This window comes from Xanthomonas prunicola, assembly GCF_025266575.1.
Classification (GTDB): domain Bacteria; phylum Pseudomonadota; class Gammaproteobacteria; order Xanthomonadales; family Xanthomonadaceae; genus Xanthomonas; species Xanthomonas prunicola.
The window spans coordinates 3,302,473-3,316,493 of the sequence record NZ_CP096142.1 but is presented as its reverse complement, the minus strand read 5'-3'; the positions used below and the strand labels follow the sequence as shown (position 1 = coordinate 3,316,493).

14 protein-coding genes and 2 pseudogenes are annotated in these 14,021 nt (G+C 63.5%); 5 read left to right on the top strand and 11 right to left on the bottom strand.

All coding sequences use genetic code 11. The features are described from left to right. Position 1: 1 nt before the first annotated feature. Positions 2-724: an ABC transporter ATP-binding protein gene (locus tag M0D43_RS14165; protein WP_252161903.1), complete on the bottom strand. Its 723-nt coding sequence runs from the start codon at positions 722-724 to the stop codon at positions 2-4. A 251-nt stretch (positions 725-975) separates the two neighbouring features. On the opposite strand from M0D43_RS14165, the pseudogene M0D43_RS14160 reads away from it, so the two are divergent. Next, a pseudogene (locus tag M0D43_RS14160) lies at positions 976-2,825 on the top strand (M14 family metallopeptidase). A 20-nt stretch (positions 2,826-2,845) separates the two neighbouring features. Here the strand turns inward: M0D43_RS14160 and M0D43_RS14155 are convergent. Beyond that, a complete protein-coding gene (locus M0D43_RS14155; RefSeq protein ID WP_252161902.1) occupies positions 2,846-3,784 on the bottom strand; it encodes a LysR family transcriptional regulator in 939 nt (312 codons plus the stop codon). A gap of 113 nt (positions 3,785-3,897) precedes the next feature. Here M0D43_RS14155 and M0D43_RS14150 point away from each other — a divergent pair, with 113 nt between their 5' ends. Both M0D43_RS14150 and M0D43_RS14145 read left to right on the top strand, forming a co-directional pair. Beyond that, positions 3,898-4,299, top strand: a complete 402-nt coding sequence (locus tag M0D43_RS14150) for a Rid family hydrolase (protein WP_252161901.1) — start codon at positions 3,898-3,900, stop codon at positions 4,297-4,299. Between the two features lie 470 nt (positions 4,300-4,769). Then, positions 4,770-5,507, top strand: coding sequence for a DNA/RNA non-specific endonuclease (locus M0D43_RS14145; RefSeq protein WP_252161900.1), 738 nt, complete (start codon positions 4,770-4,772; stop codon positions 5,505-5,507). Positions 5,508-5,564: 57 nt separating this feature from the next. Here the strand turns inward: M0D43_RS14145 and M0D43_RS14140 are convergent, their stop codons facing one another. The 3 genes from M0D43_RS14140 to M0D43_RS14130 form a co-directional block, all read right to left on the bottom strand. After that, a complete protein-coding gene (locus M0D43_RS14140; protein ID WP_252161899.1) occupies positions 5,565-5,918 on the bottom strand; it encodes a hypothetical protein in 354 nt (117 codons plus the stop codon). 54 nt (positions 5,919-5,972) lie between these two features. Then, complete coding sequence (locus M0D43_RS14135; protein WP_252165068.1) at positions 5,973-6,203, bottom strand: DUF1653 domain-containing protein; 231 nt, start codon at positions 6,201-6,203, stop codon at positions 5,973-5,975. Positions 6,204-6,475: 272 nt separating this feature from the next. After that, entirely contained in the window at positions 6,476-6,658 is a 183-nt protein-coding gene (locus M0D43_RS14130; protein ID WP_252161898.1) for a hypothetical protein, read from the bottom strand. Between the two features lie 197 nt (positions 6,659-6,855). On the opposite strand from M0D43_RS14130, the gene M0D43_RS14125 reads away from it, so the two are divergent. Beyond that, complete coding sequence (locus M0D43_RS14125; RefSeq protein ID WP_252161897.1) at positions 6,856-7,101, top strand: hypothetical protein; 246 nt, start codon at positions 6,856-6,858, stop codon at positions 7,099-7,101. On the opposite strand, the pseudogene M0D43_RS14120 reads toward M0D43_RS14125, so the two are convergent. After that, positions 7,054-8,531 (bottom strand): annotated as a pseudogene (locus M0D43_RS14120) (SulP family inorganic anion transporter). The gene M0D43_RS14125 and the pseudogene M0D43_RS14120 sit on opposite strands and share 48 nt — an antisense overlap. Before the next feature lie 265 nt (positions 8,532-8,796). Further along, the gene (locus tag M0D43_RS14115; protein WP_252165067.1) at positions 8,797-10,554 is read right to left on the bottom strand and encodes a chloride channel protein; all 1,758 of its coding nucleotides are present in this window, start codon (positions 10,552-10,554) and stop codon (positions 8,797-8,799) included. A 268-nt stretch (positions 10,555-10,822) separates the two neighbouring features. Here M0D43_RS14115 and M0D43_RS14110 point away from each other — a divergent pair, with 268 nt between their 5' ends. After that, entirely contained in the window at positions 10,823-11,368 is a 546-nt protein-coding gene (locus M0D43_RS14110) for a hypothetical protein (RefSeq protein WP_252161896.1), read from the top strand. 30 nt (positions 11,369-11,398) lie between these two features. On the opposite strand, the gene map is transcribed toward M0D43_RS14110, so the two are convergent. From map to M0D43_RS14090, 4 genes are all read right to left on the bottom strand, one after another. Next, positions 11,399-12,223, bottom strand: coding sequence for a type I methionyl aminopeptidase (gene map, locus M0D43_RS14105; RefSeq protein ID WP_260808273.1), 825 nt, complete (start codon positions 12,221-12,223; stop codon positions 11,399-11,401). After that, complete coding sequence (locus tag M0D43_RS14100) at positions 12,172-12,384, bottom strand: ParD-like family protein (RefSeq protein ID WP_252161894.1); 213 nt, start codon at positions 12,382-12,384, stop codon at positions 12,172-12,174. Before M0D43_RS14100 ends, map begins: the two co-directional genes overlap by 52 nt. A gap of 349 nt (positions 12,385-12,733) precedes the next feature. Further along, on the bottom strand, positions 12,734-13,276 hold the full coding sequence (locus M0D43_RS14095; RefSeq protein ID WP_252161893.1) for a copper chaperone PCu(A)C: 543 nt from the start codon (positions 13,274-13,276) through the stop codon (positions 12,734-12,736). Between the two features lie 99 nt (positions 13,277-13,375). Continuing rightward, a complete protein-coding gene (locus tag M0D43_RS14090; RefSeq protein WP_260807278.1) occupies positions 13,376-13,978 on the bottom strand; it encodes an SCO family protein in 603 nt (200 codons plus the stop codon). Positions 13,979-14,021: the final 43 nt, after the last annotated feature.

The following is a 14,021-nucleotide window of genomic DNA, read 5'->3' as shown; positions in this document are numbered from 1 at the left end:
CTCATGCAGCATGATCCTGCGGGCGTGCGAAACGCGCATGCAGGGTGCGCACATCGAAGCCGCTATCGCCAGCACCGATGTCGTCGACAATCCGGCCGTTTTCGAGAAAGCCGATACGGTCGGCCACATCCACCGCGCCGAGCAGATCGTGCGTGACCATCAACACCGCACCGCCGCGTTCACGCACGCTGCTCAGCAGGCGATTGAAGTCGGCGATGGCACGCGGGTCCAGCCCGGAGGTGGGCTCATCCAGCAGCAGCACCGGCACCTCGCGCAGCGTGGCCACGGCAATCGCCACTTTTTGCCGCATGCCTTTGGAGAACCGTGCCAGCCGCTGCGCCCAGGCATCGCGCTGCAGACCAGCGGCCGCGAATGCCTCGCCGATGGCCGCCTGGCTGCGGCGCTGGCCGGCCAAGGCGAGCAGATAGTCGGCATTTTCCAGCGCGCTCAGATGCTCGTAGAGCGCCACGTTTTCCGGTAAATAAGCCAGCCGTGCACGCGCCGTGCCGGGGTCGGCGACTGGGTCCACGCCGTCCACCCGCAAGCTGCCGGAAGTGGGTTTGACGAAGCCCAACAACGTGGACAGCGTGGACGACTTGCCAGCGCCATTGCCGCCCAGCAAGGCATAGACGGTGCCGGGCGCGACGTCGAGGTTTAACCCCTGCAGCACAGCGCGGTCACGGTAGGCGACGTGCAAGTCGGAGATTGAAATCGCGGGGGTCATCGGAGAACTGGCAGGCACGACTGAGAAATGAGATGCAAATGATACGTTATCACATTGCGCAAAGGCCAGACTTGGCAAAGTGCCCGTTGCCGCCGGCCCGGACGCCACTGGGATGGCGCTGCTTGTGCCTCCTGCAGGCGAGCAGCCAGCGCCTAGCAACAGACACGCCCAGCCGGGCGTCATGCGCATCAATGCGGCACGCCGACACCAGCAACCAACTGCGATCCCCACGCGAGACACTCACGCCCCACATGCCTTCCAATATGCGCAGCCTACTCCCGCACGACGCTCTCCACGCATTCGACCCGCACGCCCTCGCCAGCACCAATGCATGCAACACATCGCGCGCTACTCGACGCGCCGCCATCCTGCTTGCCGTAACGGTATTGGCCGCCACACACCTCAACGCCCAGCCCATCGATACCCGCGCGCCTTTGCCACCGGTACGCGCGTGGCAGGGTGCGAGCGAGGCCTTGATCGTGTCGCCAGACGATCCGTGGATCACACCGGTGGAGCGCAGCGATTTCGTCAGCACGCCCAGCTACGACGAAACGCGTGCGTGGCTGCAACGTCTGGTTGACGCTTCGCCGCTGCTGACGCTGGAGGTGTTCGGCAAGACCAGTGAAGGACGCGACCTATTGTTGGTGCGCGCGCACAAGGGCACGCCCGGCAAACCCGTCGTGCTGGCGCAGGCCGGCATCCACGGCGGCGAGATCGATGGCAAAGATGCCGGCCTGATGTTGCTGCGCGGTATTGCACAACGCGGCAAAGACGATCTGCTGGACGAGGTAGATTTCGTGTTCGTGCCCATCCTCAACAGCGACGGCCACGAACAACGCGACCCGCTGATCGGCGCCGCATTGGGTGGCCCGCAACACATGGGCTGGAACACCACCACGCGCGGCATCAACCTCAATCGCGACTACCTCAACCTGGAAACGCCGGAAACGCCGGAAACGCGCGCGATCGTCAAGCTGCTGCACACGCTCGACCCGGCGCTCTATGTCGACCTGCATGTCAGCGGCGGGCTCGATCACCAGTACGACATCACCTTTACCTTCGCCGGCTGGGGCACCTACGCGCGCTCCCGCGCCACTAGCAGCGCTTCACCCCGGCCATCAACGCCGCACTGCGCCGCCAGGGCCATGAGCCTGCGATCTACCCCAGCCTGATCGACGAAAATGGGCCGCGCTCGGGCTTGCGCTATTCGCCGGAAGGCCCACGTTATTCCACTGGCTACGGCGACTTTGCCGGCATTCCCACCGTGCTGGTGGAAAATCATCGCTTGAAGTCGTACCGGCAGCGCGTGCTCGGCGATTACGTCCTGCTCGAGGAAGCGCTGCGCTTGGTTGGTCGCGATGCAAGGAAAATCGCTGCAGCCAAGCGTGTAGATCGCGCCGCACGTCCGCAGGAATTGATGGTGGCGTGGGAACGCCTACCGCAGCCGATCGACCATATCCGGTTCAAAGGCGTGAGTTATACCCGCGCCCGGTCGCCAGTCTCCGGCCGGCCGGAATTGCGCTGGGAAGGCCGCGATGAAACCTGGACGATGCCGGTGATCGGCTACCGGCAAACGCAGGCGGTGCAGTACCCGGTGGCGTGGTGGATTCCGCCCGGCAACGACGACGTGCTCGCCTTGCTCGATGCGCATGGCATCCACTACGAACGCCTGCAGCAGCCGACCCAGCGTACGGTCCAGCAGATTCGCATCATCAAGGCAGACAGCAACCAGATCCCGCAGACCCACGATGCGGAGGAAGTCTTTCCTGCCGGCAGCATCCGCGTGCCTGCCGATCAACCGATGCGCATGTTGGCCGCGGCCTTGTTGGAACCGCGCAGCAGCGATTCGCTACTGGCCAGCGGACGTTTCCGCCATGCCGTTAGCCCCGACAGCGGGCTGTATGCCACCGAGCTGGTCCAGTTCAGCGAACGCGTGTTGCGCAGCGATGCCGCATTACGTAGCGCATTTGAGCAAAAACTCGCCAACGATGCTGCATTCCGCGCCGATGGCGATGCGCGCCTGCAGTGGATCTATGCACGCTCGCCCTACGCGGCAATCACTGGTTGGCGGTATCCGGTGCGGCGCGAAACGGTGCAATAGCGCCACGCACATGCGCGGCGCTAGCGTGGCGCGCGCGGTATCAAGGGCGCATGCTCGGCCATCAGCGCGATGACCCAATCGATAAACACACGCAGCTTGGCGCTGACGTGGCGGTTGGACGGAAAGGCAATCGACAACGGCATGGCTTCCAGCCACCAGTCCTGAAAGATCGGCACAAGCTCACCACTGGCAACATGCGCGTTGGCCATATACACCGGCAGCCACAGCACCCCCATGCCGGCCAGACCGGCGGCGAGATACGCATTGCCATCGTCGGCGGCCACCACATGGTGCCCGTGTACGCGTACCGCTTCGTCGCCGCGTTGCATCACATACGGCACGGTCTTGCCGCTGCCCCAGCGCATAAAGCCGACGCAGCGATGCTGGGTATTTTCCAGCTCCGCCGGGTGCGTCGGGATACCTAGCCGCTGCAGGTAAGCGGGTGCTGCATACACGCCTGCCTGCAAGTCGCCCACATGGCGCGCGATCAGCGATTGATCGGTGATGGTGCCGCCGCGTATCACGCAATCCACGTTTTCGCCGATCAGATCCACGCGTCGGTCGCTCACGCCCATGTCCAGCTGGATATCCGGATATCGTGCATGAAAAGCCGGCATTGCCGGCATCAGGATCAGCCGCGCCAACGGGCTGGGCACATCCACGCGCAAGCGCCCGCGTGGCAACGTCGCTGCAGCAGACAGACTGGTTTCGGCATCATCCATGTCCGCAAGCAAACGCAGCACGCGCTCGTAATACGCCGCGCCATCGGCAGTGACCTGTACCCGGCGCGTAGTGCGGTTGAGCAATGTCACCCGTAGGCGTGCCTCCAGTTGCTGCACCAACTGGGTCACGCTGGCGCGGCTCATGTGCAGGTGTTCGGCAGCCTTGGTGAAGCTGCCGGTCTCGACCACGCGTGCAAACGCCTGCATTGCATCAAATCGATCCACCACTACTCCCATTCCCCAGATTGTTTGGATTCTACAAACAGTGTTGGTCGATGCTGCCGATTTATCGCCGCCGCGCACGCGCCTAACGTGGACCTGCGTTCTGATGCACTTCGATGGAGAGTCCCATGGCCACACGCGACGTTGTTTTCCCGCAAGGGCGCCACGCCCTGTACGAGCGCCACCATTACTCGCCAGCGGTACGCGCCGATGGCCTGCTGTTCGTTGCCGGCCAGGTCGGCAGCCGCGAAGACGGCTCGCCCGAGCCCGAGCTGGATGCAGAGATCGCCCGCGCCTTCGTCAATCTGGATGCTGTTCTCGCTGCAGCCGGGTGCACCTCGCAGGATGTCGTCGACGTCACCTTGTTGATGGTCAACCCCGACGTGGTGTTCGAGGCAATGTGGGGCAAGTGGGTCAGCTACTGGGGCCCGGCCCCTTACCCCACCGTCACCGCGGTCGGCGTGACCTGGCTGGCCGGTTTCCAGTTCGAGATCAAGGTGGTGGTCAAGCTGCCGGCGACGGCTGCATAACGCCTTCAATTGCACGCGCGGCATCAATCGCGCTCCGCCCCGCCCTGCAGCAGATCTGCGCCTTAATGAAGGAACCAGTGCGTACAGGCTTATGCCTCGCAGTTGATCGGCCACGCCTGGCTTGCCAGCGCGTGGCGTTCGCTGTATCCACGCCGCGCGAAGTGCACACAGCAGCGTGCCTGGTCTCGAAACCATCGAAAGATCGCCAAGAGCATCAGCATCATCAAGGGCATCGCCTCCAGGCCGGACGCTGAGCGCGCTGCCACACGCCAAAACAAAACGCTGGGCGGCTGCAGGCTCCTCCGGTCTGCGTCACCAACAAGCAACATTTGTATGCGATAGCTGTAGCGCTCGTCACCTAGCGAGCCCTCTGTTCTCCCCTTAGCGCGCGTTCGCTGCAACGTCGCTGTGCCCGTGCACAGCCGGCGGTGGTCTCGTGCGTCCAAATGATTTCAAGGAGATTCACTCCCATGCGCTTCAGGACCGTCTTCGTCGTTCTGCTTCTCACCGCTTTCAGCGCCGCAGCACAGGCGCAGGTCGTCACCCTCAACAAGGGCGGGTATACGCTGACGTACGACTGCACCAACCGCACCGCACTGCGTTACGAATACGTACTGCAGGCCGATACGGGCTCGGCTGCGCGCCCGTCCAGCTTCAACCTGGATACCGAATTGCCCAGCGGCTGCGCCGGGCAGACCTCCACGGCGTCGTATGCCAGCGTGCGTTCCGGCTACGACCGCGGCCATCTGGTGACGTCCAACCACATGGACTACAACGCGACCTATATCCGCCGCGCCAACCTCATGAGCAACATCGTGCCGCAGGTATCCAGCTTCAATCAGGGCATCTGGGTGCGCGCGGAAAACGTGGCCGAATGCTACCGCGATATCGCCAGCGTGCAGGTCTACGGCGGCGTGATCTACAGCGACACCAGCAATGATTACTTTCTCTCCAGCCACGGCATTCGCACGCCGGATTTCTTCTGGAAGACCATCATCACCGCCAACCCGGGCGGCGGCACGCGCGCCATCAGCTGGCTGATTCCCAACAGCGCCAACCTGAGTTCGCTGGACAGCTACATCGTCAGCATCGACGAACTCGAAGACCTCTATGGCGCCAGCGCCATCGGCATCAGCGCACCGGCCGCCGTGAAGGCGATGCTACCGTCCACCACCTGGCCGCAGCCGAGCAATTGCGACCTGAGTTGATCGGGTGCCATACACGAGGACGCATACACGTACGGCCCGGGCTCTCCGGGCCTTCGTTTATTCGACACTTGCCTGCGAAGCGGTTGGCTCCAGCACGGCAAACCACTCGGCGTACGGCGTGTTCTTGACCAGATGCCGATTGAAGTCCTCGGCGCCATCGCTCCACCACACCGGTCCGCGCTCGCCCAATGCGACCTTGGCTGCGTCGACCGCGCGGCGCGCGTCCACCAGGCGCTGCATAGCGTCATCGTGCCTGGCGGCCTTGACCGCGCGCCGTGCATCCATGAGAGCGCTCACTAACGTGGCGCGTGCCTCTTCGCTCATCTGCGGGTTGCTGGTGCGCCACAGCCGCCTACGCACGATCAGATAGCGGCCGTCTGGCGTCGTGATGGGTGTAGTCGAAACCGTCATCGCACACTCAAGGTGCTGCGCGATGTTGTCGCATCGCACTGATGCGCACGGTGCTCACTGCGCACGTTCGAAGCGAGGGCGGGAAACACCATCCGCGTCCACGTGCTCGACGAACATCGCATACGGGCGCACCCACAAACCCATGTCGCTATCCAGCGGCCGATAGAGCACCAGCGGCTCCAGCGTTTCGCTGCTGCGCACCACGCCAAGGACTTCATAGCGGCCGCCTTTGAAGTGACGGTAATGGCCCAGTGCAATGACAGGTAATGGCGGCAAGGTGTCCATGGCATTCAACGCGATCGGGGGCCTGGAGTTTAAAACGCCAGGCACTGTGGGCAAGTGATCTTCGTTGATGCCGCATGCTGACAGCGGTGATGCCTGGCGGGCACAGCCATCGCATTCATTAGCCAGCCGCGCCCGTTGTGCCGCTCGGCGCTTGCAGTGGACAGTGCAAGCCTGCGTCCAATCCAACCACGACCATGTCGCCAAATAGCGCGACATGTCTGGCCTGCTTCATCAAGGCTCGCACACATCACGGGGCCGAAGCAGAACAACGCTCAGGCATCCTTTTCGTCATCGTCGTCTTCATCCAGCTCATCCTCGATGCGGTCGTCGTCATCGATTTCGCTCTCCTGCGCAGGTTCGTCCTCAGCGAGATCCTCATTCTTGCCAGGCGCCTTGACGCCGTTGGGTGGAGTCGGATCGTCAATACCCCGATTGCCGTTTTGGTTGTTGCGCATGGTCAGCTCCCGCGGCAGAAGACCGCCTCACCACCCTCCTCCCGGCCATGTGAGGCGAACGTGTGCCGCACGCGGCAGATGCAGCGGCCGTCGCAGGATCTGAACCATTCGCACTTGAGACCGGATCCACCCTCGTCGGCCTGCATCCGCACCTTGCCTTGCCCCGTAAACAGCAGAACGCCTAACAAGGAAACACCATGCCGAGCTTGATCTGCGCTCTGGAAGACCTGCTCGCCTCCTGGAAAGCCGAGGCCCGCGCCTTCGACGCCTGCGACATGCCGGCCTCCGCGCTGGCCTTCCGCGACTGCCATCGCCGCCTGTCTGCGTTGCTGGATGACCATGTATGCCAGGCAGCCTCGCCGACAGCCGAGCTGGCTGGGCTCGAGCAGCAGGGCTCAGTGACCGAGCTGCAGCCGTGCGCCATCGCGCCGATGGGTTCCTAGGCTTTCGATCAGCGTGTCGCTGGCCTGATTCACGCCAGCCACCTCGACCTCGGCGCCGTGCGCGCGCAGCTTGAGCACCACCCGATCCAGCGCTGCCACCGCACTGATGTCCCAGAAGTGCGCGTGGGTCAGATCGATCAGCACCTTCGGCGGCGTACCGAGGAAATCGAAGCTGGCGACGAACTGCCCGGCCGATGCGAAGAACACCTGGCCGCGCACCGCATACACGCGCACCCGTCGTCGCCATCGCTGGCCTGCACCTGTAGCATGCGCCCGACCTTGCGCGCGAAGAACAGTGCCGACAGCAGGACTCCGGCCAACACACCACGAGCCAGATCGTGCGTCCAGACCGTGACCACAACAGTGCCAAGCATCACCACCGACGAACTCCCGGGGTGCGTGCGAAGATCGCGTAGCGACCCCCAGTTGAAGGTGCCGATGCTGACCATGATCATCACCGCCACCAATGCCGCCATCGGAATCTGACGTACCCAGGCCGCGCCATACACCACCATCAACAGCAGGACGACGCCGGCCACCAGGCATGACAGGCGCCCGCGTCCGCCCGAGCGCACATTGATCACCGACTGCCCGATCATCGCGCAGCCAGCCATGCCACCGAAGCAACCTGACACCATGTTCGCCAAGCCTTGACCGGCGCATTCGCGGTTAGGCTGCGACGGGGTATCGGTCAGGTCTTCGACAATCTGCGCAGTCATCAACGACTCCAGCAAACCAACGACCGCCAGCGTCGTCGACACCGGCAGCAGGATGCGCACGCTGTCCCACGTCAATGGCACGTCCGGAAGCAAAAACACCGGCAGGCTGTCGGGCAAATGGCCCATATCGCCCACGTTTCGGATATCGAGGTGCAGGTACGCGCACACCGCCGTCAGCACCACAATCGCGACCAGCGGCGAAGGAATCGCCGTGGTGAAGCGCGGCAGCAGATAGATGATGGCCAATGCCGCTGCACACACCGCATAGACCGGCCATGGCATGCCGACCAACTCCGGCAGCTGTGCCAGGAAGATCAGAATCGCCAATGCATTGACGAAGCCGGTGATCACTGAGCGCGAGACAAAGCGCATCAATGCGCCCAGACGCAATGCCGCCGCAATCAGCTGCAGCATGCCCGCCAGGACGGTCGCCGCCAGCAGATAATGCACCCCGTGGTCCTTGACCAAGTCCACCATCAACAACGCCATTGCACCGGTGGCGGCAGAAATCATGCCTGGACGGCCACCAGCGATCGAGGTCACCACTGCGATACAGAACGCCGCGTAGAGCCCGACCTTGGGATCGACGCCGGCAATGATCGAAAAAGCGATGGCTTCAGGAATCAGCGCAAGCGCGACGACGATGCCGGCGAGCACATCGCCACGCACGTTGCCGAGCCATTGCTGGCGCAACGGGAAACTTCTGGACATTGAACTACCTCCGTGCGCCGGCAAACACACGGCGCAAGACATGCACGTCAAACACCTGGACCTTCGCAGAAACTGCGAGCGCGTGATGCCTTGGGTCAGGGTGGTGTCATGTGTTGAAGGAGATCGTTTTTGACGAGTGGCGATACTAACGCGCTCAGGCCGAACCGAACAACCCGGGGGCGCACGCTTGCACATCGCATCGAACATCAAAAAAGGGGGCAACGATGCGCACGCGTGAACGCAGCTGTTGCTGGCAACGAACGTGTTAGTCGTCGCTGACCACACGCTCGCCCATCAGTTCGCGCTCGCGCTTTTCCAGTTCTTCGGCGTAGCGCTTGCGTACGAATCCCTCCGACAGCACGCCCAGTACCTTGCGGTCGCTGTCGATCACCGCCAACTCATCGGCCTGGGTCGCATCGAAGACCTTCATGATCGCCACGATGTCGGTGTTGGCCAGCAGCGCCGCATCGCGGTGCTTTGCGTAGTCGCCGACCGGTGCGTCCAGTTGCACATTGTCGGCGTACAGCACGGCCAACGGCACCACGCCGGCATAGTGCCCGGCTGCATCTTCCAGCACCACGCGCTGGGTGGAGCCCAACGGGAACCGTCGCCGGAATTCGCCCACGCTGATGTCGTGCGCAGTGTGGTTGGCATCCTTGCGCATCATCTTGCCAGCCGACAGATTGCGCACCCAGCCCACATCGCGCGCACTGCGGATGTTTTCGCCGCGCAGATGCAGCCGCCAGGTCGAGAACGAATAACCGAACACCTGCCGCACCACGGTATTGGCCACCAGCACCGCCACCATCACCGCGCTGGCCAGCACGAAATCGTGCGTGCCTTCCAGGATCAACATGGCCATGGTCATCGGCGCGCCGACAATGGCCGCCGCCAGTGCCGCCATGCCCACCAGCGATGCACTGGTGGTATCGACCACCGCAGTGCCCAGCAACAAGTTCAGGCCCACCGCGAACAGGCTGCCCACCAGCGAGCCCATGAACAACGACGCGAAGAACAGGCCACCGCGGAAGCCGAAACCCAGCGAAATTCCCGACGCAATGCACTTGAGCACCAACAGGATGGCGAGCACCTGCAAGGTACTGCTGCTGGTCAGATCCAAATGCAACGCGCCATGCCCCGACGACAGCACTTGCGGCGAATACATCGCCAACGGAATCAGCAATAGCCCACCGATGACCGGGCGCCCCCACAGCGGCAGATTGATGCGTCCCACACCGCGTTCGATCCCGGCGACCAGACGCATCACCGCAATGCCGATCAGCGCGCACAGCAAACCCAGCGCGATGTAGACCGCATAGTCGCGCGGCTGCAATTGGTAGGCCACCGCAGCGGGTAACGAGTACGGCGCCGCACCCAGGGCGTTGGCCATGAACGCGCCGGCCAATGCGGCAGCCGCCACCGGTGCCAGTGCCGATGGCGTGTAGGCGCCGATGACGATCTCGAACGCATAGAACGCACCGGCCAGCGGCGCACCGAAGGCGCCGGCAATCGCACCGGCCGCGCCGGCGCCCACCAGCGTGCGCATGTCCGCACGCCGCACCCGCAATACGCGCCCCAGCTGCGAGCCGGCACCCGACCCCATCTGCGTGTAGGTTGCCTCCAGCCCCACCGAGGCGCCGAAGCCGTTGGACAACAAGGTCTGCACCGCGACGATCAGGTTGTCGCGCATCGACATGCGCCCGCCATGCAACGCATTGGCTTCCACCGCATCCACCAGCGGCCGCTTGCGCCGCCGCGCCATCAGCGTCACCAGACCGACCAGCAATCCACCCAGCGGCAACACCAGCAACTGCGTGGCCGTCATCGAGGTGGCCGTGCTGAGCCGCTGCTCTGGTGCAAGCGCGTACAGCCAGCTCTGCAGGCTGTGCGCGATGCCGGCCTGCAGCACCATCAACCCAGCCGCGATCAGCCCCACCAGCGCAGCCAGGGCAATGAACCAGAGATCGTTGGCGCGCAGCTGCCTGCGCAAGCCGTCCAGTGGCCGGCGCAGTTGCGCAGCCAGGGCGTGCGCTGCCGGCAGGGTTTGGGAAGGTAGCTGCATGGGACCAGTGATTGCGGGATCAGCACACCGGCAGAGCCGGCATCTCTATGGTGCCTAGTGTGCATGAGCGCCGCTGACCTGAGGCAATCTGGCGCGGTGATAGAAGATAGCCGCGCCGCATGCGTGATTGCAGGGCCGTGCATACACGCCAGAATCGTTACCGGCACGCGGCGCACAGTCATCAGACCCTGCGCATGCGATTGTTGGGCCACTCGAACAGGGATGCACGATGCTCTACCTGCTGCTGGGCTTGAGTGTCATCGAAGGCATTTTGCTGATCACCTGGAACCGCCCCTCCTTCAGCTGGGGGCTGCCGGTGTTTACGCGGCGCATTGCGGTGACCCGCGACGCGCTGGCCTGTTTTTCGCTGGCGCAGGTGGAAAATGCGGTCGAGCAATCGTGCTGGCCGGACCTGCGGTTCCATCGCCAGTCCGAGAACGTCTATGCATTCCGCGAAACATTCCTGTTCGTCGGCGGTGTCTCTCCGATGATCATGCGCGGGCGCATCGTGATCGACCGTCGGCAACGCGAGATCATCATGACCGGTTTCTGCAACTGGACCGTGGTAGCGATGGTCGTTGGGTTTTTGGTTCCGGCAGCCGCCATCAGGCCGGGGGCGACGCTCATGTTCGCGGGATGTCTCGGGCTGTCCTATCTGCTCCAACGCAGCCGTTTCATCAGTGTCGAAATAGCGGTGCGCTTGCTCCTGCAGACCAACACCACCTCGCTGATCCCGCGCTGGCCTGATGCGTCCAGGCGCGCATCGGCGGACTGACAGCTGCCGGCCGCCATACGTTGCTGTGCGTCAATCCACCGCGCACAGCGGTGTTTCGTTTGGCCGCAAGGTCAGCACGCGCACGCCGGTCCGCGTCACCGCCACCGTGTGCTCGAACTGGGCCGACAACTTGCCATCGCGCGTGTGCACCGGCCACTGATCCGGCTGCGAACGGATCGCCGCACGGCCCTGGTTGATCATCGGCTCGATGGTAAACACCATGCCTTCCTGCAGTTGCAACCCTGTGCCTGCGTGCCCGTCATGCAGAATTTGCGGATCTTCATGCATTTCACGGCCGATGCCGTGCCCGCAATAGTCCTTGACCACGCTGTAGCCGTGCGCACGCGCATGCCGCGCAATGGCATGGCCGATATCGCCTAACCGCGCGCCCGGGCGCACCGCTGCAATGCCTTTCCACATCGCCTGGTACGCGGTCTGCACCAGCCGACGCGTCGGGTAGGCCACCTCGCCCACCAGATACGTCGTGCTGGAATCGGCAATAAAGCCATTCTTTTCCAGCGTGATATCCAGATTGACGATCTGTCCGCTGCGCAGCACATCGTCCGCCGACGGCACACTGTGGCAAACCACGTCGTCGATCGAGGCATTGAGCACGAATTCGAAGCCGTATTGCCCCTTGCTCGCGGGCCGTGCGGCGAGCGTATCGACAATCATGCGCTCGACAAGATCATTGAGCTCCAGCGTGCTGCGGCCTTCCAGCGGCAAGCGATCCAGCGCATCGAATACCTGCGCCAGCAGCTGACCAGACACCGCCATCAGCGCGATCTCGTCGGGCGACTTGATTACGCTCGGCTTGGTTTCAAGGCCTGCGGCCGCACGCCCGCCGCGCGCAATTGTTCGGCCACGATCTGCTGAAACGAGATGTCCGGATGCATCTCGCACAGCATGCCGACCTTGATCCAGAAATTGGCCTGCGCATTGATCGAGCGGCTACTCACCGTGCACGCACGGCGCAGTTGGTCGTGCAGGTCGTCGTCGATATTGACGATGCCCATCGTGGCTCCTGGCTTGTTGCCGAATATACACATCGTATACGAATCGTATATTGGACGACAAGCCAGCCGCTAGCACGCGCAGGCGGTGCAGCTGGGTGGCGGCGCTCCGGCCACACACTGCGCGCGGGCAGATTGGTCGATGTGCGCTGTGCCGGATGTTTCAGGCTTGCAGCCGTCAGTGCATCAATCCTTGCAACATCGCCACGACATCGCCCGCATCCACGAACGGCGCCGTGGCGCTCTGCAAAACGCCTACCCAGAACTTGGCATTACCTGATCCGGGTCGTGAACCACTGATGGCGGCATCGCACGTGGTGGTGCTGGCGCATTGATGTCCCACTGACGCGATCTAATGCATATGCTGGTCATGCGATTCGGCATCGGGCGCCGATGCGCCCATCGGACGAACGTCGAAATGCACCTCGACGCGCGGCGCATGCTCGAACACCAGCGTGGCCACCACCGGCTTGCCTTGTTCGAATGGCGCAGCCGGTGCGATGAACATCAAATGCGTCCCGCCGGTCCCAAGCACCACGTCCTTACCCGGCGGCAAGACCAGCCCCTGCTCGAGACGGCGCATTTTCATGACGCCAGCATCCATCGTCATCTCATGGATTTCGACCTGTGCACTGGCCGGCGATTCCACCGCCACCAGGCGATCCGGCGTTGCCGCCTGATTCCGCAAGGTGAGGTAGCCGCCCGCCACCGGCGCGCCCGGCGGCGTTGCGCGCGACCACGCCCCGCTCGCCACCACCACAGGGGCAGCAGCCGGCGCCGTGGTCGCAGCAGATGCCGCAGCAGCCGGCGCCGTGGCCTCGGGCGCAGGCGTGCGCTCACAAGCCACCATCGACAAGGCAGACAACGCACTCACCAGCAGCAGATGCAATTTCATTTCGTTCTCCTTGGGTCGAGCCGTGCGGGCGCCATGGCGCCGTGCATAGCGGTCATCGACGTTGATCATAGGGAAGCCGGCAACGCGCTCTTGCGTCAGTTAGAGCACTTGCCGGATATCATGCACAACCGAATCCACCGTCTGCTCGTGTGCCAGGCCCACGCGCAGCTGTCCATCGCGGTCGAAGAGAAAACTGCGCGTGGAGTGATCGATGGTGTACGTCGGCCCCATCGGCACCTTTGCATAGCTCACTTTTAAATTCCCCGCCGCCACCCGGATATCTCCTTCGCTACCGGTCAAGCCGATAAAGTCCGGATCGAATGCCTTCACGTAGGTCCTGAGCACGTTGGGTGTATCGCGTTGCGGGTCAAGCGTCGCGAACGCGAATTGCACCTTGGCTGCATCCGCCCCCAGCTTGCGCTTGACCTGCGCCGCACGCGCCAGTGTTGTCGGGCACACATCCGGGCAATGGGTGAAACCGAAGAACAGCACCAAGGCCTTGCCACGGAAACTGCGCAACGGCCGCGGCGCGCCTTCGGTGTCGTAGAGGTAAAAATCCGTTCCGCGCGCCATCGGGCTGAGGTCTGCGCCATCGGGACCGAACCCGCTGCCCCATTGCCCACACCCCGCCAGGATGCAGACCAGGCACCCCAGCATCACCTGCGACAGTCGTCGCTTCCACACAGATCGCAGCGTTTGCATCCTGATTCCCATCCTTCCGCGCGGAGCGGCCTTGCGCATGCCG

Excerpts from the sequence above, each read along its gene's own strand:
- M0D43_RS14165 (WP_252161903.1), bottom strand. The coding sequence starts at position 724 with ATGACCCCCGCGATTTCAATCTCCGACTTGCACGTCGCCTACCGTGAC.
- M0D43_RS14155 (WP_252161902.1), bottom strand. The coding sequence starts at position 3,784 with ATGGGAGTAGTGGTGGATCGATTTGATGCAATGCAGGCGTTTGCACGC.
- M0D43_RS14150 (WP_252161901.1), top strand. The coding sequence starts at position 3,898 with ATGGCCACACGCGACGTTGTTTTCCCGCAAGGGCGCCACGCCCTGTAC.
- M0D43_RS14145 (WP_252161900.1), top strand. The coding sequence starts at position 4,770 with ATGCGCTTCAGGACCGTCTTCGTCGTTCTGCTTCTCACCGCTTTCAGC.
- M0D43_RS14140 (WP_252161899.1), bottom strand. The coding sequence starts at position 5,918 with ATGACGGTTTCGACTACACCCATCACGACGCCAGACGGCCGCTATCTG.
- M0D43_RS14135 (WP_252165068.1), bottom strand. The coding sequence starts at position 6,203 with ATGGACACCTTGCCGCCATTACCTGTCATTGCACTGGGCCATTACCGT.
- M0D43_RS14130 (WP_252161898.1), bottom strand. The coding sequence starts at position 6,658 with ATGCGCAACAACCAAAACGGCAATCGGGGTATTGACGATCCGACTCCA.
- M0D43_RS14125 (WP_252161897.1), top strand. The coding sequence starts at position 6,856 with ATGCCGAGCTTGATCTGCGCTCTGGAAGACCTGCTCGCCTCCTGGAAA.
- M0D43_RS14110 (WP_252161896.1), top strand. The coding sequence starts at position 10,823 with ATGCTCTACCTGCTGCTGGGCTTGAGTGTCATCGAAGGCATTTTGCTG.
- M0D43_RS14100 (WP_252161894.1), bottom strand. The coding sequence starts at position 12,384 with ATGGGCATCGTCAATATCGACGACGACCTGCACGACCAACTGCGCCGT.
- M0D43_RS14095 (WP_252161893.1), bottom strand. The coding sequence starts at position 13,276 with ATGAAATTGCATCTGCTGCTGGTGAGTGCGTTGTCTGCCTTGTCGATG.
- M0D43_RS14090 (WP_260807278.1), bottom strand. The coding sequence starts at position 13,978 with ATGCAAACGCTGCGATCTGTGTGGAAGCGACGACTGTCGCAGGTGATG.